A 22626-nucleotide genomic window follows, 5' to 3' on the forward strand; every position below is an offset into this window, starting at 1 on the left:
CTCGCCTTCATGAGCGGGAAGGCGGACCCCCGGCCGGCGGGGGAAGGGACCACCTCGAGGACGCGGCTGGACCGGGGGCGCGGCGCGCTCGGACCCGCGCTGGAGCTCGTGCACACCGGACGCGCGCCGACCCGCGCGGTGCTCACCGCCGAACTCGGCGTGACCCGCGCGACGGCCGGCGCGGTCGCCGCCGAACTGGAGGCGCTCGGACTGATCCGGGTGGACGCCCGGCCCGGCGCGGCGGCCGGTTCGCAGGGGCGACCCTCGCACCGGCTCTCGGTCGCCGAGGACGGACCCGTGGCGCTCGCCGCGCAGGTGCACTCCGACGGTTTCCGGGCGGCGCTGGTCGGGCTCGGCGGCCGTATCGTCGCCACGGCGCCCGGCTGCGAGGTCGTCGACGCCGACCCGGCGAAGGTGCTCGGCTCCGTCGTCGCGGCCGGCGCCGAACTGCTGGAGGAGACCGGACGGCGGTGCGTGGGCGCCGGGCTCGCCGTGCCGTCGGCGGTGGCCGAACCGGAGGGTCTGGCCCTCAACCCCCTGCACCTGGCCTGGCCGGCGGGCGCCCCGGTGCGGGAGATCTTCGCCGAGCAGGTGCGCGCGGCCGGCCTGGACGGGCCCGCCTTCGCGGCCAACGACGTCAACCTCGCCGCCCTCGCCGAACACCGGCACGGCGCCGGGCGCGGCTCCCGCGACCTGCTGTGCGTGGCCACCGGCCACCGCGGGGTGGGCGGCGCGCTGGTGCTCGACGGCCGTCTGCACTCGGGCAGTTCGGGTCTCGCCCTGGAGGTCGGACACCTCGCCGTCAACCCCGAGGGCCGCCCCTGCCACTGCGGCAGCCGCGGCTGCCTCGACGTCGAGGCGGACCCGCTGGCCCTGCTCACCGCGGCGGGCCGCGCGCCGGGCCCCGAGATGTCCCTGCTGAAGCAGGCCGACGACCTGATCCGCGGACAGTACGACGATCCGGAGGTGCGCACCGCCACCGAGTCCCTCATCGACCGCCTCGGCCTTGGCCTGGCCGGACTGGTGAACATCCTCAACCCGGACCGGATCATCCTCGGCGGACTGCACCGCACCCTGCTGGAGGCCGACCCGGACCGGCTCCGCGCCGTCGTCGCCGACCGCAGCCTGTGGGGCCGCAGCGGCGGCGTCCCCATCCTCCCCTGCACCCTGGACCACAACAGCCTGGTCGGCGCGGCGGAACTGGCCTGGCAGCCGGTGCTGGACGATCCTCTTGGGGCACTGGTGTGAGAAGGCAGCCCGACAGACAGAAAGCGGAGTCATGACCGACAAGCTCACCGTCAGCGTCCTGGGTACCGGCATCATGGGCGCGGCGATGGCCCGCAACCTCCTCCGCGCGGGGCACACCGTACGGGCCTGGAACCGCACCCGCGCGAAGGCCGAACCGCTCGCCGCCGACGGCGCGCACATCGCCGGCACCCCCGCCGAGGCGGTCGAGTCCGCCGACGCCGTGCTGACCATGCTGTACGACGGCCCGGCCACCCTGGAGACGATGCGTCAGGCCGCCCCCGCCCTGCGCCGCGGGACCGTCTGGGCGCAGTCCACCACCGCGGGCATCGAGGGCGTCGCCGAGCTGGCCGGCTTCGCCCGCGAGCACGGTCTGCTCTTCTACGACGCCCCGGTCCTCGGCACCCGGCAGCCCGCCGAGGCCGGACAGCTGACCGTGCTCGCCGCAGGACCGGTCGAGGGCCGGGACAGGGTGGCACCGGTGTTCGACGCGGTGGGCGCCCGCACCGTATGGGCCGGGGAGGACGGCGCGGCGGCCGGCGCGACCCGTCTGAAGCTGGTCGCCAACAGCTGGGTGCTCGCCGCGACCACCGCCGCCGGTGAGGCCCTCGCCCTGGCCAAGGCCCTCGACGTCGCACCGGACGGCTTCTTCGACCTCATCGCCGGCGGCCCGCTCGACATGGGCTATCTGCGCGCCAAGGCCGGGATGATCCTCGACGGGCGGCTGACCCCGGCCCAGTTCGCCGTGACGACCGCGGCGAAGGACGCCAGACTGATCGTGCGGGCCGGTGAGCAGCACGGCGTCCGCCTGGACGTGGCCGCCGCGAGCGCCGGACGGTTCGAGCGGGCCGACGCCCAAGGCCACGGCGACGAGGACATGGCCGCCGCCTACTACGCCAGCTTCGACGACGACCCCACCACCTGATCGGCCGAGCAGCGAGCACGAAGGAGTCCGTAGTGTCCAAGCCCCCGCTTCCCCCCGAGGCACAAGACCTGCTGCGCAAGGCCAACCCCTGCGTCATGGCCACGCTGCGCTCCGACGGCGCACCCGTGTCCACCCCCACCTGGTACCTGTGGGAGGACGGCCGCGCGCTGATCAACTTCGACGAGGGCCGGGTACGCCTGAAGCACGTCCGCCGCGACCCCCGCGTCACCCTCACGGTCCTGGACGGCGACGGCTGGTACACCCACGTCACCCTGATCGGCCGGGTGACCGAGATCTACGACGACGAGGACCTGGCCGACATCGACCGCCTCTCCCGCCACTACACCGGCAACCCGTACCCGGACCGGGAGCGGACGAGGGTCAGCGGCTGGCTCGAGGTCGAGCGCTGGCACGGCTGGGGCGCGATGAAGGACAGCGACCAGGCGGGCGGCTGACCACCGACGCCCGGCCGGAATTCCCGTTGAGGACGCGCTCCACCGCCTCCTCACCCAGGGCGTGCGCGAGCCGGGCCGGCGGATACGGCATTCCGGGACCGCCGTTCACCGAACGGGCGGCGACGGTCGCGACGTCCCCGCCGGGCCGCCCCGTTCACGGAACACGGCCGGCTGCGCGACTCCTCACCGAGGAGCCGGGGGCCGCCGGGGAACAGCTGGGCGGGACGTCGCCGAGGGCGGTGCGGACCGAGCTCACCACCGGCGTCCCCGGGGCAGCGCGTCCCGCTCCGGCGTCGACAGGTGCAGCACCTGGAAGACCTCGCCGTCCGCCCCGGGCGCGTCCCGCGCCCAGAGTGAGAAGTGCACCAGTTCCCAGCGGGCGGTGTCCACGGCGACCGCCGTGAGCACCGCGCCGTCCCGGCCGGCCAGCCGCCCGCACTCCTCCACCGCCTCCTCGGCCGCCTCACCCACCCGCACCCCGTCCGGCACGGGACGCCGGTGCCGTACGGCGACGGCGGCAGGAGCATCCGCGGCCGGCCCCTCCCCGTACGCCAGGCCGGTCCACTGCCGTACCGGGGGACGCCCGAAGTCGTCGGCGATGCCCTGGAAGCCGCCGCCCCAGAGGAAGGCGTTCATGCCCTCCACGGTGTTCCACAGGTAGAACGGCGCGTACTGGTTGACCGGCGAGCCGTGCACCCCGCGCTCGCGCACCAGGTACGCCTTGACGCCGAGGCCCGGCCACGCGTCGAGCAGGTGTCCGCGCCGGGCCACCCGGTCCCGGACGATCCCCATGTCGTAGTCGGCGGGCAGGGTGAGTTCGTACTGCAGGGCATGCAACGGGGGTCTCCTCGACGGAAGCCGGCGGGGTCACCGCTCTCGCGGCGCGAGCAGTGCGAGCAGACCGCGCACCCCCGCGTCGAAGGCGGCGGGGGAGCCGGAGGCGCGGGCCAGCACATAGCCGCCCTGGACGGTCGCGACGACGGCCGCGGCGATCTCCGCGCTGTCGAGCACGGGCGCGAACTCGCCCCGCTCCCTGCCCTCTTCGACGATCCCGGTGAGCCGTGTGCGCAGCCAGTCCAGGGTCTCGTCGACCGGGGCGCGCAGCGCGTCGTCGGCGATGACGTCCGGGTCCATGGTGAGCCGCCCGACCGGACAGCCGCGCAGGACATCGCGCTCGCGCAGCAGATACGCCTCGATCCGCTCGTACGGCGTGCCCGGCCCGGCGAGGACCGCTTCGGCGGTGGCCCGCATCTCCTCGGCGGTCCGCCGGATCGCGGCCAGCGCGAGGTCGGGCTTGCCCTTGAAGTGGTGGTACATGCTGCCCTGGCCCGCGCCCGACCGCTCCAGGATCGCCTTCGGGCTCGTGCCCACATAGCCGCGCTCCCACAACAGCTCGCGGGTGGACTCGATCAGCCGCTCCGAGGTGCTCACACCCGCACTGTACATACCAGTAGTTACAGAAGTCGAGCACTCCTCGGCAGGACGCGGCCGTCCGCGTACTCCCCGCGAGGTACACACGGTGCCGCCGGCCGTACGACGCCCCGGCCCCCCTCGCGGGACGACGCTCGGAGATGTCGCACAAAGGAGCGACGAGACAGCGCATCCGAGGAGATGGACGATCATGCAGACCCTGGCGCACTTCGGCGACGGCGGGCCCGGCCCGTGGATCCTGTTCTTCCCCGTGATCTGGGCCCTGGTCATCGGCGGCGGCATCGCCCTGCTGCGCCGCACGGTGTGGCGCGGACGCCGTGGGCCCGGCCCCGGACGGCCCACGGTGGAGGACACCTCGCCCATCGCGGTGCTCGGTCACCGCTTCGCCTCCGGCGAGATCGACGAGGACGAGTACTGGCGGCGACTGTCCGTCCTGGACGAGCAGTTCGGCCGGCACGGCAAGGGCGGCGCGCGATGACCGGCATGACCCCCGGTGTGGGGCGGGACGGGTTGCGCGGCCCGGCGCCTGCGGGGTGCCTCCCAGGCCTTTGAGGCGCTGGGGGAGGCACGATCGCCCGCGGGTGCGGCGGCGGTCAGCCGGGGACGGTGGAGCGGGCGGGGGCTCGTTCGGTGTGGTGGTCCCCGGTGGTGTGTTCCACGAGGGCGACCTCCGCGAAGCGGTGGTCGGCGGGCTCGCCGGCCGTGAGCCTCGGTTGCCGGTCCCAGGCCGGCGCGGCGGTCGCGGACGGTGTCGGCAGGGTGAACCACACGATCTTGCCGGACTCGCCGTCCGGCACCGCGCCCCAGCTCTCGCTCATCGCGGCGACCATCGCCAGCCCGCGCCCGCACGTGGCGAGCGGGCTCGCGTCCGCCATGACCGGCAGGCGCGGGTCGTGGTCGTGCACCGACACCTTGAGCCGGTCGAGCAGCAGCTCGATCTCGACGGTGCACGTCTTGTCGGGCTGGGCGTGCCGGTGGACGTTGGACAACAACTCCGTCACACCGAGCGATGCCCGGTCTATCAACGAGTCCATATGCCAGTAGCGCAACTGCGCAGATACGATTCTGCGGACTTGGCCGATCCGCGACGGCAGGGCTTGGAGCTCCACCGCGCAGTGCCTGCTTGGGTGAGTGATCACGGCTGCGACTCCCCGACGTGAGGTCCGGAAGAACACGGAAGACGGATCCAGCAGGGCGCCTGCGTGACGCTGCCGCCTGCTGTCGTGGCCGGCGGGCTGGTTCGCAGCGTTATCGCCGGTAAACCCAGAGTGACGTGAGACCAGCGTGACGTAAGAGGTGAAGTGACGCAAGTCACGGACATCTCAGGCGCCGCGCCCCGACGCCCGGCGCACGGCCTCGATGAAACGGCTGGCGGCGGGCGGACCGGGTTCACCCGGCGCGGGGTCGTGATCGCCCAGGGTCAGCGAGTACCGGTTGCCGTTGAGGTCCGCGAGCGCCCGGTCCTCGGGCGCGAACCAGGGCCTGGACGCCCGTACCGCCTGCACCGGCGCGCTGTCGATCTCGCTGCCGTAGCTGGTGAGCAGCTCCAGCCGGCCCTCGCTGATCCGGACCTGGCCGGCCCGGGTGAGCGAACGCAGCCGCTTGCCGATCCGCACGCCCGTGGCCGTGAACTCCGGCTCCGCCATGCCACCCGCCCCCTTGTGCGCGTCGGTGCGCCGGACCGTGCTCCACGGGCCGGCTCCTGCCCAGCTCCAGTGTGCCCCCGTACGGGGCCCTGCTCACGCCGGTGCAGTCTGCCCCCACCCGCCGCCGAGCACCAGTGCGCGCGCCACCGTTCCCCGGTGCTCGGGGTGCACTCGCGCCAATGCGCCCCCCTGTCGCCACGCTGCGCTCCCCAGGGTGCCTTTGAGTGGCTCAAAGGAGTGTTTATGCAGGTGGGAGGCGGTGCGGATGGTGCTTATGATCGGGGTACCGGCCGCGTGAGACGCCGTCGGCGCTCAGCGTAAGGAGCCCTGCCGTGAGCACTCCCCAACAGACCCTGACCGGTGCCACCCTCGACGTCGACCACAGCGACGCCGCCTACCGGGCCTGGCTGAAAGAGGCCGTGCGCAGGGTGCAGGCCGACGCCAACCGCTCGGCCGACACCCATCTGCTGCGCTTTCCGCTGCCCGAGCGGTGGGGCATCGACCTCTACCTGAAGGACGAGTCGACCCACCCGACCGGCAGCCTCAAGCACCGGCTGGCCCGTTCGCTCTTCCTCTACGGGCTCTGCAACGGCTGGATCCGTCCGGGCCGCCCGGTGATCGAGGCGTCCAGCGGTTCCACGGCCGTGTCGGAGGCGTACTTCGCGAAGCTGATCGGCGTGCCCTTCATCGCCGTCATGCCGCGCACGACGAGTGCCGAGAAGTGCCGCCTGATCGAGTTCCACGGCGGTCGGTGCCACTTCGTGGACGACCCCCGCACGATGTACGAGGCGTCCGCCGCCCTCGCGGCGGAGACCGGCGGCCACTACATGGACCAGTTCACCTACGCCGAGCGGGCCACCGACTGGCGCGGCAACAACAACATCGCCGAATCGATCTTCCGCCAGCTGGAGTCGGAGCGGTTCCCGGAACCCGCGTGGATCGTCGCCACGGCCGGCACCGGCGGCACCTCCGCGACCCTGGCGCGCTACGTCCACTACATGCAGTACGACACCCGCGTCTGTGTCGCCGATCCGGAGAACTCGTGTTTCTTCGAGGGCTGGACCACCGGCGCCCCGGACGTCGCCTGCGACCGCGGCTCCCGCATCGAGGGCATCGGCCGGCCCCGTATGGAGCCAAGCTTCGTGCCCGGCGCGATCGACCGGATGATGAAGGTGCCCGACGCGGCCAGTGTCGCCGCGGTGCGGGCCCTGGAGCGGGTCATCGGCCGCAAGGCGGGCGGCTCCACCGGCACCGGGCTGTGGAGCGCGCTCAAGATCGTCGCGGAGATGGTGGCGGACGGGCGGCGGGGGAGCGTGGTGACGCTGCTGTGCGACCCGGGGGACCGGTACCTGGACAAGTACTACTCGGACGCCTGGCTGGACGGACAGGGCCTGGACATCGCGCCGTACACGGCGGCGATCGAGTCCCTGCTGCGGACCGGCGTCTGGCCCGACTGAGGGCTACCCCGCCAGCCGGCGGTCCAGCGAGGTCACCGCGGAGCGGAACGCCCGTCCCAGCCCCGGCCGGGCGGCTTTCAGCACGAGCCGGAAGGGTGCCGTGCCGTCGGCCGCGAACGTCCACCGCACCCGCGTGCCCGTGCCGGCCGGGGTGAGCCGCCACTCCTCGGCCAGGGCACGGGCGCCCGGCGCGTTCGTCACGTCGACGCGATAGGCGTACGCCTCGGGCTCCTCGGCCACGAGGACCGTCTCGCGGAACCGGGTGCCGCCCCGGAGCCGGATCTCACGCCCCGCGCCGCCGTCGAGGGGGCGGGACAGCGTGACCGCCCCGAACCACTCCGCCCAGCCGGTCACGTCCTCGGCCAGCGCGCGGTACACCCGCTCCGGCGCGGCGGCGATCTCCCGCCCGAAGACCAGACGTACGGGCGCCGCCCGGACGAACTCGTGCCCCACGGGGCGCAGACGGTGAACCATGGGCGTATCCCCTCGACGAGTTCCCCGGCCCCGGTGACCGGGCGGCCGGCTGCCGGGCCGTCAGATGTCCGCGGCCCCCGCCTCTTCCACGGGCTCGCCCGCCACCACCAGCCGCCGCAGATGCTCGGACACCTCCGCGCGTGCCCCCGCGGGCAGCCCGGAATCCGTCACCAGGGTGTCGACCTGCTCCAGGGACGCGAACGAACTCAGCCCCACCGTGCCCCACTTGGTGTGGTCGGCGACCACGACCACCCGCCGGGCCGACTGCACCAGACGCCGGTTGGTCTCCGCCTCCGCGAGGTTCGGCGTCGACAGCCCCGCCTCCACCGATATGCCGTGCACCCCGAGGAACAGCAGATCGAAGTGGAGCGTCGCGATCGCCTGGTCGGCCACCGGCCCCACCAGCGAGTCGGACGGCGTGCGCACCCCGCCGGTCAGGACGACCGTGGCCGCGCCCTGCCGGGTCCCCGACGTGCGCTGCGCCGCGTGGAACACATCGGCCACCCGCACCGAGTTGGTGACCACCGTGAGATCGGGAACGTCGAGCAGCTGGTGCGCCAGCGCGAAGGTCGTCGTACCGCCCGACAGCGCGATCGCCGCGCCGGGGGAGACCAGTTCGGCCGCCGCCCGCGCGATGTCCTCCTTGGCGGTCGGCTCCAGGCCCGACTTGGCCTCGAACCCGGGCTCGTGCGTGCTCGCCTCCACCACCGGTACCGCGCCGCCGTGCACCTTCTCCAGCACGCCCTGCCGGGCCAGCGCGTCGAGGTCGCGGCGGACCGTCATGTCCGACACGCCGAGCTTGCGGGTCAGCTCGTTGACCCGGACCCCGCCCCGGCGCCGGACCTCGTCGAGGATCAGGGTGCGCCGCTGCTCCGCGAGCAGGTTCTGATTCTCGCTCACGTACGCTCCGGTCCTTTCGCCGCAAACCGTCCGACACGCCCCGCACCCTCTGCGACGAGCGGGTTTCCCACCGTCATCGGTGCGCGGACGTCCCATCCTCGCACGCCGCGCCCCGCGCGGCGCCACCGGTGGCTCGTCGCGCACATGTCACTGATTTTCCGCATGTCGCTTGCCTGTCACACGGACCGGGGAGATTACGTGACGAGAGGTGTGAGCCGTTCCGTCACGGGAGATCCTGTGCCCGCACGGACGGAGCCGACGGGGCGTCACGGGGGAAGTGCGAATCAGTGGAGAACGCGCAGCGACACGGACCGGCCGAGGGCACCGACGGGACCGCCCTGGAACTCCTGGTCCACGGGGTGGGCGGCACCACCCCCGAGGAGATGCTCGACGACCCGCGCACGGTGCGGATCACCGGTGACGACATCGCCGCCGTGTTCCGCCGCGCCGACGACGTCGACGCGGAGCGCCGGCCCGCCGGACGACGCGAGGGGCCCGTCCCCGAGGCCTACGTCTGGTGCAACCTCACCTCCGGGAACGGCACCCGCGCCCTGTGGCTGCTGCTGCTCCCCTTCATGGTGGTCAACCTCGCCCACTGGATGCGCCCCACCGCCCACGGCCGCCGGCGCGCGGTCCGGCTGTACGGGCTGCTGGTGCGGCTGGCCGGACTCAGCCTGACGGTGCTGCTCGTAGCGGCCGCCTGCGAGGTCGCCCTCGACCTGGCCGCCTGGCAGTGCGCGGGCACGCGCGCGTGCGCCGAGCGGCACTCCTGGCTCGGCTTCCTCTCTCCCGGGATGTCCGACGGCGGCTGGTGGAGCACACCGGGCCGCAGGCTGGCGCTCGCCGCCCTGGTGCCGGCCGCCCTCACCGGCCTGCTGTGGTTCCTGTCCCTGCGCACCTGGAGCGCGTACGAGTCCCAGCAGCCGATGACCCACGACCACGGGCCCGAGGAGGACGGCGGGCGCACCGCACTGGGTCGGCCCGGCTTCTGGTACGGCCGGCGCCTGGTCGCCCGGCTGCGCGCCGCGCACACCGCCGCCGGACTGCTCACCGTCGCCGCCGCGGTCGGCTCCGCCGCCGCCCGCCACGACCGCGAGCCGGGCGGCCCGGCCGCCCTGGGCGTCCTCGGCGTGCTCCTGGAGGCGGCGCTGGCCGCCGGGGCGTGCGTCGTGGTGTGGGTGGTGTGCCGCCGGGGCCGCACCGAACGCCGGCTGGACGACGGACTCGACCGGCACCTGGTGCGGTACCTGCCGCTCGCCGCCCTCGTCCTGCTCGCCCTCACCCTGCTCTACGCCGGGTGGGAGCGCCCCGGCTGGGAGTCGGCGGGCAGGCTGCCGGGCGACGCCACCTTCGGCGCCCTCGCCCTCGCCCAGGGCCTGCTGGTGATCGTGCTGGCCGGAGTCGCCCACGGCCTGCACCGCACCGACCCCGACCGGCGCGCCGCGATACGGGGCCTGGCCGGACCGGCGGTCGCCATGCTCGCCTGCGCGCTGGGCGGCGTCATGTCCGGCGGTGTCTCCCAGCGGGTCTCCGACTGGCTGGACGGCACCGGGACCTCCATCCCCGGCCCGCCCGTGCTGCTCACCTGGCAGGCCTCCGTGATCCCGCCGCTGCTCGTCCTGCTGCTGGTGCTGTGCGGTTGGCTCGCCCGGCGCGCCTGGCGGCTCGCACGCGCGGAGCGCGCCGCCGTGGAACGCGAGTACCCCGGCGAGACGGGCGACCCCGGCCGCACCCGCCGTATCGCCTCCGTGCGCGCCATGGCCGCGCTCACCGACCGCGCACCGCGCGTCCTCGCCGTCACCTCCGCCGCGACCCTGCTGCTGGGCGCCGGGGCCCTCGTCGGCGCCCTGACCACCGACAAGACGCCCGGCGAGGCCGCCCGGGGCTCGTACGCCGTCGTCCACGGCGCCGCCGAGACCGCGCAGGCGCTGGGCTCCTGGCTGATCGGACTCGGCTTCATACTCCTCGTCACCTCGGGCCGCCGCGCCTACAAGGACGCCTCCGCGCGGCGCACCATCGGCATCCTGTGGGACGTCGGCACCTTCTGGCCGCGCGCCGCGCACCCCTTCGCGCCGCCCTGCTACGCCGAGCGCGCGGTGCCCGACCTGACCTGGCGCATCGCCACCTGGACCCGGGCCACCGGCGGCCGACTGGTGATCTCCGGCCACTCCCAGGGCAGCGTCCTCGCCGCCGCCACGGCCTGGCAGCTCGCGCCGTCCACCCGCGGACGCGTCGCGCTGCTGACCTACGGCTCCCCGCTGGAGCGGCTCTACGGCCGCTGGTTCCCGGCCCACTTCGGACCGGACGCGCTCGGCTCCCTGCACCGGGAGGTCGACTGCTGGCGCAACCTCCACCGGCGCACCGACCCCATCGGCGGCCCGATGCGGCTGCCCGGCGACCGCGGCCCCGCCGTGGACCGCCCCGCGCTCCAGGACCCCCTCGCCTACGGCCGCACCGAGGCCCACCCCCTGCCCTCGCCGATCCTCGGCCACTCCGACTACCAGGCCGACCCGGCGTTCGCCGAGGAACGGCACCGGCTGCTCGCCCGCCTGCGGCCGGACGTACCGGCACCCCGGCAGGCGGGGGAGCCCGACGGTGCTCAGGGCAGCGCGGGCAGGTCCCCGGCGTAGAGGAGGGTCAGGTCGTCGGTGGTCGGCTCGTCGAGCTGGGCCACCCGGCTCGCGTGCCGCTCGACCATCGCCTCGAAGGTCTGCCGCGCGGTGCGTCCGTTGCCGAACGCGGGCCCCTTGGGGATGTCGGTGAAGTACGCGAGCACCGCCTCGTCGGCGCCCGGTGCCAGCCGGTACTCGTGCTCCTCGGCCTGCTGCCGCACGATCCGCAGCAGCTCCTCGGGGCCGTAGTCGCCGAAGGTGATCGTCCGCGAGAAACGGGACGCCACACCCGGGTTGACCGACAGGAACCGCTCCATCTCGGCCGTGTAGCCGGCAACGATCACCACCACCGCGTCCCGCTGGTCCTCCATCAGCTTCACCAGCGTGTCGATGGCCTCCTTGCCGAAGTCGCGCCCGGCGTCCTCCGGGGAGAGCGCGTACGCCTCGTCGATGAACAGCACACCGCCGCGCGCCTTCTCGAACGCCTCCTGGGTGCGGATCGCCGTGGAGCCGATGTGCTCGCCGACCAGGTCGACCCGGGACACCTCGACCAGATGCCCCTGCTCCAGCACCCCGAGCGAGGCGAGGATCTCGCCGTACAGACGGGCCACGGTGGTCTTGCCGGTGCCGGGGGAGCCGGTGAACACCAGATGCCGCTTGACCGACGCCGCCTTCAGGCCCGCCCGCTGCCGGCGCCGGCCCACCTCGATCATGTCGGTGAGGGCGCGCACCTCGCGCTTGACGCTCTCCAGGCCCACCAGCGCGTCGAGTTCGCCGAGCACGGCCTTGGAGGTGCGGGTCTCCCGCTCCGGCTCGGGGGCGGGGGCGGGCGGTGCCGGCTCGGTCGTGCGGGCGGCGGGAACGGCGCTCAGCAGGCCGGTGGTGTGGCTCACCGTCCGCGCGGCGGCCGGCTCCGGTGCCGCCGCCGGCTTCAGGCTCCCGCTCTCGTCGCTGGTGCAGTCCTCCACGACGGGACCGCCCGAACCGGACGCCGCGTCGCCCTCGGCGAACTCGTACCCACCGCGCGCGCAGCGCTCCGTGCGGCACTTCCGCAGCGTCGTACGGCTGCCGTCGATCACATGGAAGCCGTAGCCGCCGCTGCCCGTGACCCGGCAGTTCACGAAGGTGCCGCGACCGCCGGCCGAGACGTAGACACCGGCCTCGGCCGGGGAGTCGACGGTGCAGCGCTCGACGGTCGGGTCGGCGCCCTTGGTGACGATCACGCCGGTCTGCACGCCGTCCAGGGAGCAGTTGTCGAGAGTGCCGCCGCTGCCGTGGTCGCGGAACCAGGCGCCCGTCGCCGCCTCCCGGATCCGGCAGTCGTCGAGTTGCGCGGTGGCGCCGTCGCTCACCGACACGGCCGTGTTGCGCACCTGCGCCAGATCGCTGTCGACGACGTCCGCGCGGGAACCGCGGTCGAGCACGAACAGGGCGTCCGGCACGTCGTGCACCCGGCAGGAGTCCAGTACGGCGGTGGCGCCGTCGCTCACCCACACCGCGGGGTAGTCACCGGTGCTGTCGAAGATCTCGCACTGGTTGGCGTCCACGCGCGTGCCCGGGTCCCACACCGACAGACCGTTGCGGCCGAACCGCCGCACGCTGGTGCGGGTCAGGGTGAGCACCGAACGGGACCGCAGGTCGACCGCGTTCTCCGGGATGTCGTGGATCCGGCAGTCGGCCAGCGTCAGCACCGCGTCCGTGTCGAGCGTGACGCCGTCCCCGGTCGTACGGTGCACATCGCAGTCGGTGAGGTGCGCGGTGGCGCGGCCGGTGACCTGGACACCGCTGCCCCGCACCTCGTAGACCTCGCAACCCACCGCCTCCAGCGCCGAGTTCTCCCCGGTCGCGGTCAGTCCCGAGCCCGAGGCGTGGTGCACCCGGCAGCGCTCAAGGCGGGGGTGGGCGCCGCCGCGCACCGCGACCCCCGCCTGCCCCGCGGCGACCACCTCGCACTCCTCGAACACCCCGCCCCCGCCGTCCAGTACGGCGATGCCGGCGCCCGCCGGATTGTCGACCGTGCAGCGGCGCACCGTGGGCCGGGCGCCGCCGCGCACCTCGATGCCGGCCGCGGACCGGGTGACCACGCGTATGTCGCGCAGCTCCGGGGTGCCCCCCTCGACCAGCACGGCCGGGGCGGTGGCGTCCTGCCCCTCCACGTGCAGGTCCTGTACCACCGCCGAGGCGCGCACGGTCAGCGGAACGCCGTCCGGGGGCGCGATGCGCACCGAGCCGGGTGAGCCCTCGGGACCGCGCAGGGTCACCGCCCGCTGCACGACGAGGTTCTCCCGGTAGGTCCCCGGAGCGACGGTGAGGACGTCGCCCTCGGCCGCGGCCTCCAGGGCGGCGGCGAGCGATGCGTACTCACCCGTGCGGCGCCGCCACCTCGATGTGCCGGTGTGCGTCACCTGGACCGTGCCCTGTGCCATGGCGTAGCTGTGCCCCCACCTTGTCGTACGTGGCTCGTTCACGCGCGTGTTGCCGCCGATCGGTTCGGCCGGACCACCGTAGCGTGCGCACGGGCACCGGGTTGACCAGAGCCGTGACGTCGGTCAGCTGCCGGTCCCGGTCCTGCCCCAGTCCGGGCCCGCCTTCTCCCATGCCCGGTCCCAACGCGCGTACCGGCGGCGGACCATGCGCCGGACGGCCAGCCGCCTGAAGCCCTCGGCGAGGGCCGCGGTCACCAGGGCGGCGCCGATGCCGGCGAGCACGGCGTGCGTCGTGGCCGTCGCGGTGTCCAGGGGACGGGCCACCGTGGTCCCGTGCCCGTCGGTCCATATCCGGAAGCGGTCGTCCGGCCGGGGATCCTTCAGGCGTGTCGGCACCGGCCCGCTCCGCTCGGTGCCGTCCGGCGCGGTCCAGTGGGCGAGGACGCGGTGGCGCGGATCCCCGCCGGCGGATATCTCCGGGTCGGCGGCCGACGGAGACGGATCGAGCTCGCGCACCACCGTGGCCGTCACCAGGTGCCGGGACTGGTGCTGTGCGCGGACGGAACGCTGCAGGGCGTCCTGGGCGGCGCCTCCGACGAGGACGCCGGCCACCGGTGCGGCGACGAGGACGAGCAGCAGCGCCGTGAACGCCACCCAGGCCTCGGCCAGGTCGGTCCCGCGGCACAACGGGTTGTGCCGCCAGCGCCAGAGTCCGCTGATCGCTCGCACGGTCCGCGCCCCCTTCCCCCCGCGGGTCCTTTCACGGATCTCTCATGAAAGGCCAACGCGCGAGCCCGGGACCCGGTTCCCGCGCCCGCGACGGGAACCGCTGAGTCGCGGACGCCCACGACGGCGCCGATGCCCGCGTTCCCGCCGCGGACAGCCGGACGCCGCCGGTCAGAAGCCCGGCGGCGTCCCGTACGAAGCGCGGCGGTCGGCGTTGTCCGAGGCCGGAACTGCGTTTCCTGCCCCGCTGGGCAGAAGTCCGATTCCCTCCCCAGGGACAGCCGGAAGCGGCCTCGGGGCCTCCGGCGAATCGGGCGCGGACGGGCATGCCCGCGGGGCCGTCGTGCCGTACGGCACCGACAGCCCCGGGCAGGCTCAGTACCCGCGGTACTGCTGACTGTTGTACGGGTCCTGGTAGGGAGCGGGACCCGGCCGCGGAGCCGCGGGGCGCATCGCCTCGTAGCCCGCGGGCGGAACCGGACGCGGCGGCTGCGGCTGAGGGCCGGGGTAGCCGCGCGGCGCGGTCGCCTGCTGCGGGATGTACGCCGCGGGCGCCTGCTGGAGCGGGGCGGGCTGCGGCACCTGCGGGTAGCCGTAGGAGGGCTGGGACGGGGCCGCCGGGAGGGCGGGCAACGCCGAGGGGAGGGCGGGCAGATGACTGGCCGGCGCCTCGTACGCGGCGGGGACCCGGATCGGGGCGATCTGCGGGGTACCCCGCTCGGCCACGAGGGAGTCGTAGATCGGGGTGTCCGGGAAGGCAGCGGAGTAGTAGCCGCCGCCATAAGTGGAGCGGGGGGAGGTCATGGCACATAAGTTAAGCCCACGATGTGCTGGTTGGGGAGACCGATAAGAGGGTTGTTTTCCGTGCCCGGCGTGACTGGGGATCCCCAATGCGAGCGAACTTATGGAAAACGGGCACATCGGCAGGCGTATTTCGTGTAAAGGCCGAGTTCCGGGCGGGTTACCGGCGGTCGGCCACCGGTTCCCGCGCACTCCCCATGGGAGTTCCCCGCGCGGGGGAATAAGTTGTGCGCACGAACACCGACGGATGCCGGGTCCCGGCCCGGCGCGGCGACCCGTGATGGGGGCGGACATGTCAATGCCGAAGGGATCGAACACACCGGTGCCGACGACGGCACTGCGGGTGGACGTGGGCCGGCGCTCCGGCCCCGGCGTACCCGACGCGGACGCCTCGGCCCTCCTGCTGACCGGCGGGAAGGTCCGCTCCGACGACGACTTCGTCTTCTACAACCAGCCCGCCCACGCCTCCGGCGCCGTACGCCACGAGGGCAAGCGGGACGCGGGAGGGCGGGTCACCGACACCCTGCTCGTCGACCTCACGCGCGTGGAGCCCGGCATCGAGACGGTGATCCTGGCCGCCTCCTGCGACGGCGGCACGTTCGGACAGGTCCAGGACCTGTACATCGAGGTCAAGGACGCAGCGAACGGCACCGTGGCGGCCCGCTTCGACAGCACGGGCGCGACCACCGAGACGGCCTTCGTCCTCGGCGAGTTCTACCGGCGCCAGGGCGCCTGGAAGTTCCGCGCCGTCGGCCAGGGGTACAGCAGCGGACTCGAGGGCCTCGCCACCGACTACGGCATCACGGTGGACGAACCGCAGCACGCCCCCGCGGCGCCCGCCGCCCCGGTGCCGCCCGTCGCGCCCCCGGTCACCATGCCCCCTCCGGTCGCACCGCCTCCGCCGTCCGCGCCCCCCGCGCCCCCCGCGCCGGTCCGGCTGACGAAGGTGACGCTCACCAAGGCGGCCCCCTCCGTCTCCCTGACCAAGCAGGGCGGCACGTCGGGCGCCCTGCACGTGAACCTCAACTGGGAGGTCCGCAAGCAGTTCTCGGGCTGGGCCGGCAAGCTGGGCCGCCCGGTCGCCATGCACTCCGACCTCGACCTCGACCTGTGCGCCCTGTACGAACTCACCGACGGGCGCAAGGGCGTCGTCCAGGCCCTCGGCAACGCCTTCGGGGCACTGCACCAGCCCCCCTTCATCCACCTGGACGGCGACGACCGCACCGGTGCCGTGAGCAGCGGCGAGAACCTCACCGTCAACCTCGACCACAGGCACCTCCTCCGGCGCGTCCTCGTCTTCGTCACCATCTACGAGGGCGCCCGCTCCTTCGCCGACCTGCACGCCACGGTCACGCTCCGGCCGCAGCACGGCGCGCCGATCGACTTCTCCCTCGACGAGTGCACCGTCCCCTCGACGGTGTGCGCGCTCGCCCTGATCACCAACACCGGCGGCGGCGAGCTCGTCGTCCAGCGCGAGGCCCGTTACCTGGTCCCGGAGCGGGGAGTGAGCCCGCAGCGCACCGTCGACCACGCCTATGGATGGGGCATGAACTGGACCCCCGGCCGTAAGTGAGGGCTGTTCAGCCCTCGTCCGGTACGGCGTCCGGACGTGCGTAGGTGCGGCCCTTCCAGGCCGCACCGCGCCCCCGGCGGTGCTGCACCGCCGAGTCCACCGTCATCAGCAGGTACAGCGCCGCGGTGAACGGCAGCAGGGGAGCGAGCCACGGCGGCTGCCGGTAGTACCGGAGCATCGGCACGTACGTCCCCGACATCACCAGCCAGGCCGCCGCGCCGAGGACGGCCGCGACCCCGCTCCCCGTCACCGCGCCCGCGACCACCGCGACGGGCGGCACCAGGTACACCAGCGTCAGCCCGGCGACCGTACCGGCCAGCAGCACCGGGCTGTGCCGCAACTGCGCGTACGCGCTCCGCGACACCATGCGCCACAGATCGCGCAGCCGCGGATACGGACGCACGCTGTCCACCCGGTCCGCGAGCCCCAGCCAGACCCGCCCGCCGCTCCGCTTCACCGCGCGGGCGAGCGCCACGTCGTCGATGACGGCCTGCCGGATCGCGTCCGGGACCCGCGCCCGCTCGGCCGCCTCGGCACGCAGCAGCACACAGCCGCCCGCCGCGGCGGTCGTACGGGTACCCTCCCGCCCGATCCGGCGGAACGGGTACAACTGCGCGAAGAAGTAGACGAACGCCGGTACGACCAGGCGTTCCCAGAGGCTCGCCACCCGCAGCCGGGCCATCTGCGACACGATGTCGAACCCCCCGGTACGGGCCGCCGCCACCAGCCGGCGCAGACTGTCCGGGGCGTGCGCGATGTCGGCGTCCGTCAGCAGCAGGTACTCGGGGTCACGCGCGCGTGCCAGTCCCATGCCGTGCCGCACCGCCCACAGCTTGCCGGTCCAGCCGGCGGGCGGCTCGCCCGGAGAGCCCACCGTGAGCGGCAGCCCGCCGTGCCGGTCCGCGAGCTCCCGCGCGAGCTCCCCGGTGCCGTCCGTGCTGCCGTCGTCGACGAGGAAGACCTCGGCCCGGCCCGGATAGTCCTGGGCGAGCAGCGAGGGTAGGCTCGCGGGCAGCACCGCCGCCTCGTCCCGCGCGGGGACCACGACACACACCGGTGGCCAGGTCCCCGGGTCGCGGGACGGCGGGAGCCGCACATCCGTACGCCAGAAGAAGCCCTGGCAGAACAGCAGCCACCACCAGGCGGCGAGTGATCCGGCGGCACTCCACACAATGGCGCTCACCTGCCGCAGTCTGCCCCACGACAGGGGCCCGAAGCGGCTCATCGTCTATCGTGGCCGGGTGAAGATCGCGCTCATGGACTCCGGAATCGGGCTGCTGGCGGCCACCGCCGCGGTACGGCGGCTGCGCCCCGACGCCGATCTCGTCCTCTCCCTCGACCCCGACGGCATGCCCTGGGGACCCAGGACCCCGGAGGACCTCACCGAGCGCGCCCTCGCCGTCGCCGAGGCCGCCGCCGCGCACCGGCCCGACGCGCTGATCGTCGGCTGTAACACCGCCACGGTGCACGCCCTCACCGCCCTGCGCGCCCGCCTCGAGCCCGGCCTGCCGGTCATCGGCACCGTCCCGGCGATCAAACCGGCCGCGGCCGGCGGCGGACCGCTGGCCATCTGGGCCACCCCGGCCACGACCGGCAGCCCCTACCAGCGGGACCTGATCGAGAACTTCGCCGACGGCGTCACCGTCACCGAGGTGCCGTGCTGGGGGCTCGCCGAGGCGGTGGAGCGCGCGGACGAGACGGCGATCGACGCCGCCGTCGCCGCGGCCGCCGAGCTCACCCCGGACGATGTGACGACCGTCGTCCTGGGCTGCACCCATTACGAACTGGTCGCCGAGCGCATCCGGGCCGCCGTGCGGCGCCCCGGCCGCCCGCCGCTCGCCCTGCACGGCTCCGCCGGAGCGGTGGCCGCCCAGGCCCTGCGCCGTCTCGGCGAGCAGCCCGCCCCCCAGGCGCCGGCGAGCGGCACCCTGACGGTGCTGCTGAGCGGACGCGAGGGCGCGCTGCCCACGGCCGCCCTCACCTACGCGGAGGGCCGGCTGCTGCGGTACGCCGCTGCCGCCCGGACGGCCCAGTAACGCCGCGCCACGCGGTACCCACGGAGCGGATCCTGAGTAACCTCGAATCCATGAGGGACCACCGCCACGGCGAGCATGCCCCGTACCCCGAGGTCTGGACCGGTCGCGCGACCAACCGCTTCCAGTGGTTCCTGGCGCTGATCGGCGTCGCCTGCCTGGCGCTCGGCATCGCGCTGGCCGTCGACTCCCAGTGGACGTCCGGCATCGCGCCGCTGGCCATGGCCGTCGTCGGCTGCATCGCCGCCGGGCTGCTGGTCCTGTTCGGCACCCTCGCCTTCGTGCATGTCGCGCTGCGGGTCGACGAGGACCACCTGGAGGTGCGCTGCGGCCACATCGGCGTCCCCCGCCGCCGCATCCCGCTCTCGCACGTCGCGGGCGCGGAGTTCGCCCCGCACGTCACCCCGCGGCACTGGGGCGGCTGGGGATACCGCTGGCGCCCCGAGAAGGGCACGGCGGTCGTCGTACGCCGCGGCGAGGGCATCATCCTGCGCCTGTGGGACGGCCACACCCTCACGGTGACGGTGGACGACGCGGAAGCAGCGGTGACAGTGATCCGAGACCGCCTCCGCCCCCACAAAAACTGACCGCGCAGCCGCGGACAGCCGTGCCGACGCCCCCGCTTTCCCGCGGGCGGTCGCGCCGCTGGCCTTCGTCCTCCGCGGGCAGTCGTGCCTCCCTCAGGGCCTCAAGGGCCTGGAAGGTGCCCCCGGGGCGGCACGGGTGGGCGGTGGGGGTACCTCCCGCTCATGGGGGTCCCTCCCGCTCATGGGGGTACCTCCCGCTCGAGCGAAGCCGAGAGTGGGGGAGAAGCCGAGAGTGGGGGAGAAGCCGAGAGTGAGGGAGAAGCCGAGAGCGGGGGAGGCACCCCGCAAGCGCCGGGCCGCGCGACACCCTCCGCGATCACCAGTCACCGCGCGGACGTACCCGGCGAGCACCAGTCACCCGCGCGGACGCACGTCACGGCGCCCCGGGTCCTCCGCGAACGGCCGCGACGTAGCCAGCCCCGCCAGCACCCCACCCCCCACGGACACCGCCGTGAAGCTCAACGCATTGCCCACCGCGGCGACGACAGCGAGCACCGTCAGAGAAACCCCCGCACTGAGCACCACCGGCGTCCCCCGGGGACTGCGCCACAACGCGTACAACAGCCACCCGAAGGCCACCCCCAACAACACCACCCCCACAACTCCCTGCTCCGCCGCCGACTGCAACGGCGCGGAATGCGGTTTGCCGTCCGCCAGCGGCGACTGCCCCGACGCCGTGCTCAGCTCCCCGAAACGCCCCGGCCCCACCCCCAGCCACGCATGCTCCCGGACCATGACGAGCGCGTCCCGCCACAGCCCCACGCGGTGCGCGGTCAGCCGCCCCTCCAGCGACGCGGCGACCCCTTCCGGCACAGCGCCGTCGGCCACCGCCCAGATCAGCCCCGTCACCCCGGCGGTCACCACGGCCAGCCCGGCGAGGGCGGCACCCCGACGCCGTACCCGGCCCACGGCGAGGGAGCACAGCAGCACCGCCGCGCCCGCGACGCACCCGGAGACGGAGCCCAGTACGGCCGCGGCCACCACGACCCCCACGGCCGGCAGACACAGTGCGAACCGCACCGCCCGCGCGGAGGCCGCCCAAGCCGCGCAGCAGGCGGCACCGGCCGACAGGGCCAGCATCGCGGTCGTCGCACCGGCGTGCCCCAGCGGAGCGGTGATCTGCGGGCCCGGCGCCAGATGCGGCACTGTCACCGTCAGGCCGACGCCGGCCAGGGCACCCGCGCACGGCGCCGCCACCGGCAGCAGCGCACCGCCGATCCGGCCCGCCGCATAGCCCGCGGCCACGGCGAGGACCGCGAGCAGCATCCCCTCGGGACGGCCGCCCCGGACCGCCGCCGTGATCAGCGGCCAGGCCGCGCAGGCCCCCAGTACCGCGACCCCCGCCGCGTCCGCACCGATCCGTCTCTCGCCGTCCGCATCCGGACCGGCGGAAGCCATCCCTGTGGAACCCACCCCGCACCCCGCACCACGTCGTCGCCCCCGACCTGTGACGGGCCCCGGCCGCCGCCGGCGCCGCGACGGGCCGCACGACCAGGGCACCGGCACACCGTAACGGCTGGTGCCCGGTTTGGGGATGTGTGGTGACAAGTCGCGAGGAAACGATGCGGCACACGGCCCGCACACCCGGAGGCGGCGAGGGCCCGCCCGGCGTCCCGCACCCCGTCGACCGTGCTGTCGGCCGCCAGGTCACGCGCCGTAGACTCCCGGAGTGACCGTCACCGCAACCTCCGTCGACGAGTCGGACCCGATGCCGCCGCAGACCGCGCCCCCGGCGCGGGGCGGGCGGCTGGTGCGCCTCCTCCCGGCCGCCGCAGCCGCGCTCTCGGGCCTGCTCCTCTACGTCAGTTTCCCGCCGCGCACCCTGTGGTGGCTGGCCCTGCCCGCCTTCGCCGTCTTCGGCTGGGTGCTGCGCGGCCGGAGCTGGAAGGCGGCGCTCGGCCTCGGCTACCTCTTCGGCCTCGGCTTCCTGCTGCCGCTGCTGGTGTGGACCGGTGTGGAGGTCGGGCCCGGCCCGTGGATCGCCCTCGTGGTGATCGAGGCGGTCTTCGTCGCGCTGGTCGGCGCGGGCGTCGCCGCGGTGTCGAAACTCCCCGGGTGGCCGGTGTGGGCGGCGGCGCTGTGGATCGCCGGCGAGGCGGTACGCGCGCGCGTGCCGTTCAGCGGCTTCCCCTGGGGCAAGGTCGCGTTCGGCCAGGCGGACGGTGCCTTCCTGCCGCTCGCCGCGCTCGGCGGCACCCCGGTGCTGGGCTTCGCCGTCGTGCTGTGCGGCTTCGGCCTGTACGAGATCGTCCGGCTGGCCCTGCGGGCCCGGCGCACCGGAACCGTACGGCGGGCCGCGGCGGCCGTCGGCGTGCTGAGCGTCGCCGTGCCGCTGGTGGCCGCCTTCGCCGCCCGGTCGCTGGTCGGTGACAAGGCCGAGGCCGGCACCGTGACCGTCGCCGTCATCCAGGGGAACGTGCCCCGCCTCGGTCTCGACTTCAACTCCCAGCGGCGTGCGGTCCTCGACTACCACGCGCGGGAGACGGAGCGCCTGGCCGCCGACGTCGCGGCCGGCAGGGCCGAGCGCCCCGACATCGTGCTGTGGCCGGAGAACTCCTCCGACATCGACCCCTTCACCAACCCCGACGCGCGCACCGTCATCGACAAGGCGGCCAAGGCCATCGACGCGCCCATCTCGGTCGGCGGGGTGGTCGACAGGGACGGCGAGCTGCTCAACGAGCAGATCCTCTGGGACCCGGAGAAGGGCCCCGTCGACACCTACGACAAACGGCAGATCCAGCCGTTCGGCGAGTACCTCCCGCTGCGCTCGCTGGTGGGGGCGATCAACGAGAACTGGACGTCGATGGTCAGCCGGGACTTCAGCCGGGGCGGCGAGCCGGGCGTCTTCACCATGAACGGTGCCGGCGTCGGCCTGGTCACCTGCTACGAGGCCGCCTTCGACTGGGCGGTGCGCGACACGGTCACCGCGGGCGCCCAGATGATCTCGGTGCCCAGCAACAACGCCACGTTCGGCCGCAGCGAGATGACCCACCAGCAGCTCGCCATGTCCCGGGTCCGCGCCGTGGAGCACAGCCGCGCCGTCACCGTGCCGGTGACCAGCGGGGTCAGCGCGATCATCATGCCCGACGGGGAGATCACGCAGAAGACCGGCATGTTCGTCGCCGACTCGCTGGTGCAGGAGGTGCCGCTGCGCACCTCCCGGACCCCCGCCACCCGCCTCGGCGTCCTCCCGGAGATCGCCCTCGTCCTGGTCGCCGCGGGCGGACTGGGCCGGTCCGTCGCCGCCGGGGTGCGCGGGCGACGCGCCGGTGACGTGCGGTAGTACGCCTGCCGCACGCCCCCTGAAGCGCCGGGGAGGGTCCTGACCGGCCGGT

Annotated in this window: 21 protein-coding genes; 10 read left to right on the forward strand and 11 right to left on the reverse strand. The window is 74.3% G+C overall.

The window, feature by feature from the left end:
- Window positions 1-9: 9 nt before the first annotated feature.
- The 3 genes from AMK33_RS23095 to AMK33_RS23105 are packed head-to-tail and all read left to right on the forward strand — an operon-like array spanning window position 10 to window position 2625.
- Window positions 10-1248, forward strand: a complete 1239-nt coding sequence (locus tag AMK33_RS23095; RefSeq protein ID WP_073934817.1) for an ROK family protein — start codon at window positions 10-12, stop codon at window positions 1246-1248.
- Window positions 1249-1279: 31 nt separating this feature from the next.
- Entirely contained in the window at window positions 1280-2170 is an 891-nt protein-coding gene (locus tag AMK33_RS23100) for an NAD(P)-dependent oxidoreductase (protein ID WP_073934818.1), read from the forward strand.
- 32 nt (window positions 2171-2202) lie between these two features.
- Window positions 2203-2625, forward strand: coding sequence for a PPOX class F420-dependent oxidoreductase (locus tag AMK33_RS23105; RefSeq protein WP_073934819.1), 423 nt, complete (start codon window positions 2203-2205; stop codon window positions 2623-2625).
- 252 nt (window positions 2626-2877) lie between these two features.
- Here the strand turns inward: AMK33_RS23105 and AMK33_RS23110 are convergent, their stop codons facing one another.
- Both AMK33_RS23110 and AMK33_RS23115 read right to left on the reverse strand, forming a co-directional pair.
- On the reverse strand, window positions 2878-3462 hold the full coding sequence (locus AMK33_RS23110; RefSeq protein WP_073934820.1) for a DUF4865 family protein: 585 nt from the start codon (window positions 3460-3462) through the stop codon (window positions 2878-2880).
- Window positions 3463-3492: 30 nt separating this feature from the next.
- Complete coding sequence (locus AMK33_RS23115) at window positions 3493-4071, reverse strand: TetR/AcrR family transcriptional regulator (protein ID WP_073934821.1); 579 nt, start codon at window positions 4069-4071, stop codon at window positions 3493-3495.
- A 175-nt stretch (window positions 4072-4246) separates the two neighbouring features.
- Between AMK33_RS23115 and AMK33_RS23120 the strand changes: the two genes are divergently transcribed.
- A complete protein-coding gene (locus AMK33_RS23120) occupies window positions 4247-4534 on the forward strand; it encodes an SHOCT domain-containing protein (protein ID WP_073934822.1) in 288 nt (95 codons plus the stop codon).
- Between the two features lie 115 nt (window positions 4535-4649).
- On the opposite strand, the gene AMK33_RS23125 is transcribed toward AMK33_RS23120, so the two are convergent.
- Together AMK33_RS23125 and AMK33_RS23130 are read right to left on the reverse strand one after the other, a co-directional pair.
- The gene (locus AMK33_RS23125) at window positions 4650-5195 is read right to left on the reverse strand and encodes an ATP-binding protein (RefSeq protein ID WP_073934823.1); all 546 of its coding nucleotides are present in this window, start codon (window positions 5193-5195) and stop codon (window positions 4650-4652) included.
- Window positions 5196-5378: 183 nt separating this feature from the next.
- Complete coding sequence (locus AMK33_RS23130; protein WP_030865918.1) at window positions 5379-5702, reverse strand: hypothetical protein; 324 nt, start codon at window positions 5700-5702, stop codon at window positions 5379-5381.
- A 332-nt stretch (window positions 5703-6034) separates the two neighbouring features.
- Here AMK33_RS23130 and AMK33_RS23135 point away from each other — a divergent pair, with 332 nt between their 5' ends.
- On the forward strand, window positions 6035-7159 hold the full coding sequence (locus tag AMK33_RS23135) for a PLP-dependent cysteine synthase family protein (protein ID WP_073934824.1): 1125 nt from the start codon (window positions 6035-6037) through the stop codon (window positions 7157-7159).
- A gap of 3 nt (window positions 7160-7162) precedes the next feature.
- On the opposite strand, the gene AMK33_RS23140 is transcribed toward AMK33_RS23135, so the two are convergent.
- Complete coding sequence (locus AMK33_RS23140) at window positions 7163-7633, reverse strand: SRPBCC family protein (protein ID WP_073934825.1); 471 nt, start codon at window positions 7631-7633, stop codon at window positions 7163-7165.
- Window positions 7634-7693: 60 nt separating this feature from the next.
- Complete coding sequence (locus tag AMK33_RS23145) at window positions 7694-8533, reverse strand: DeoR/GlpR family DNA-binding transcription regulator (RefSeq protein WP_073934826.1); 840 nt, start codon at window positions 8531-8533, stop codon at window positions 7694-7696.
- Window positions 8534-8820: 287 nt separating this feature from the next.
- Between AMK33_RS23145 and AMK33_RS23150 the strand changes: the two genes are divergently transcribed.
- Window positions 8821-11163, forward strand: a complete 2343-nt coding sequence (locus AMK33_RS23150; RefSeq protein WP_073934827.1) for a hypothetical protein — start codon at window positions 8821-8823, stop codon at window positions 11161-11163.
- On the opposite strand, the gene AMK33_RS23155 is transcribed toward AMK33_RS23150, so the two are convergent.
- The 3 genes from AMK33_RS23155 to AMK33_RS23165 form a co-directional block, all read right to left on the reverse strand.
- Window positions 11133-13571, reverse strand: a complete 2439-nt coding sequence (locus AMK33_RS23155) for a right-handed parallel beta-helix repeat-containing protein (protein ID WP_073934828.1) — start codon at window positions 13569-13571, stop codon at window positions 11133-11135. The genes AMK33_RS23150 and AMK33_RS23155 overlap by 31 nt on opposite strands.
- A gap of 123 nt (window positions 13572-13694) precedes the next feature.
- Window positions 13695-14300 (reverse strand): Rv1733c family protein, encoded by a 606-nt coding sequence (locus AMK33_RS23160; protein ID WP_073934829.1) that lies wholly within the window; start codon window positions 14298-14300, stop codon window positions 13695-13697.
- A 372-nt stretch (window positions 14301-14672) separates the two neighbouring features.
- Entirely contained in the window at window positions 14673-15101 is a 429-nt protein-coding gene (locus AMK33_RS23165) for a DUF6643 family protein (RefSeq protein ID WP_073934830.1), read from the reverse strand.
- A 295-nt stretch (window positions 15102-15396) separates the two neighbouring features.
- On the opposite strand from AMK33_RS23165, the gene AMK33_RS23170 reads away from it, so the two are divergent.
- On the forward strand, window positions 15397-16671 hold the full coding sequence (locus AMK33_RS23170) for a TerD family protein (RefSeq protein WP_073934831.1): 1275 nt from the start codon (window positions 15397-15399) through the stop codon (window positions 16669-16671).
- A 7-nt stretch (window positions 16672-16678) separates the two neighbouring features.
- Here the strand turns inward: AMK33_RS23170 and AMK33_RS23175 are convergent, their stop codons facing one another.
- Window positions 16679-17896 (reverse strand): glycosyltransferase, encoded by a 1218-nt coding sequence (locus tag AMK33_RS23175; RefSeq protein ID WP_073934832.1) that lies wholly within the window; start codon window positions 17894-17896, stop codon window positions 16679-16681.
- Window positions 17897-17912: 16 nt separating this feature from the next.
- On the opposite strand from AMK33_RS23175, the gene AMK33_RS23180 reads away from it, so the two are divergent.
- A complete protein-coding gene (locus tag AMK33_RS23180; RefSeq protein ID WP_073934833.1) occupies window positions 17913-18707 on the forward strand; it encodes a glutamate racemase in 795 nt (264 codons plus the stop codon).
- A 50-nt stretch (window positions 18708-18757) separates the two neighbouring features.
- Entirely contained in the window at window positions 18758-19291 is a 534-nt protein-coding gene (locus AMK33_RS23185) for a hypothetical protein (RefSeq protein ID WP_073934834.1), read from the forward strand.
- 354 nt (window positions 19292-19645) lie between these two features.
- On the opposite strand, the gene AMK33_RS23190 is transcribed toward AMK33_RS23185, so the two are convergent.
- A complete protein-coding gene (locus tag AMK33_RS23190; protein ID WP_073934835.1) occupies window positions 19646-20689 on the reverse strand; it encodes an O-antigen ligase family protein in 1044 nt (347 codons plus the stop codon).
- A gap of 271 nt (window positions 20690-20960) precedes the next feature.
- Here AMK33_RS23190 and lnt point away from each other — a divergent pair, with 271 nt between their 5' ends.
- Entirely contained in the window at window positions 20961-22574 is a 1614-nt protein-coding gene (gene lnt, locus AMK33_RS23195) for an apolipoprotein N-acyltransferase (RefSeq protein WP_073934836.1), read from the forward strand.
- The last annotated feature ends 52 nt before the right edge of the window (window positions 22575-22626 follow it).

The sequence above is a fragment of the Streptomyces sp. CB02400 genome (genome assembly GCF_001905725.1).
GTDB classification, from domain to species: domain Bacteria; phylum Actinomycetota; class Actinomycetes; order Streptomycetales; family Streptomycetaceae; genus Streptomyces; species Streptomyces atrovirens.

Coding starts and splice junctions, on each gene's coding strand:
- AMK33_RS23095 (WP_073934817.1), top strand. CDS start 10: ATGAGCGGGAAGGCGGACCCCCGGCCGGCGGGGGAAGGGACCACCTCG.
- AMK33_RS23100 (WP_073934818.1), top strand. CDS start 1,280: ATGACCGACAAGCTCACCGTCAGCGTCCTGGGTACCGGCATCATGGGC.
- AMK33_RS23115 (WP_073934821.1), bottom strand. CDS start 4,071: ATGTACAGTGCGGGTGTGAGCACCTCGGAGCGGCTGATCGAGTCCACC.
- AMK33_RS23120 (WP_073934822.1), top strand. CDS start 4,247: ATGCAGACCCTGGCGCACTTCGGCGACGGCGGGCCCGGCCCGTGGATC.
- AMK33_RS23130 (WP_030865918.1), bottom strand. CDS start 5,702: ATGGCGGAGCCGGAGTTCACGGCCACGGGCGTGCGGATCGGCAAGCGG.
- AMK33_RS23140 (WP_073934825.1), bottom strand. CDS start 7,633: ATGGTTCACCGTCTGCGCCCCGTGGGGCACGAGTTCGTCCGGGCGGCG.
- AMK33_RS23155 (WP_073934828.1), bottom strand. CDS start 13,571: ATGGCACAGGGCACGGTCCAGGTGACGCACACCGGCACATCGAGGTGG.
- AMK33_RS23165 (WP_073934830.1), bottom strand. CDS start 15,101: ATGACCTCCCCCCGCTCCACTTATGGCGGCGGCTACTACTCCGCTGCC.
- AMK33_RS23170 (WP_073934831.1), top strand. CDS start 15,397: ATGCCGAAGGGATCGAACACACCGGTGCCGACGACGGCACTGCGGGTG.
- AMK33_RS23175 (WP_073934832.1), bottom strand. CDS start 17,896: ATGAGCCGCTTCGGGCCCCTGTCGTGGGGCAGACTGCGGCAGGTGAGC.
- AMK33_RS23185 (WP_073934834.1), top strand. CDS start 18,758: ATGAGGGACCACCGCCACGGCGAGCATGCCCCGTACCCCGAGGTCTGG.
- AMK33_RS23190 (WP_073934835.1), bottom strand. CDS start 20,689: ATGGCTTCCGCCGGTCCGGATGCGGACGGCGAGAGACGGATCGGTGCG.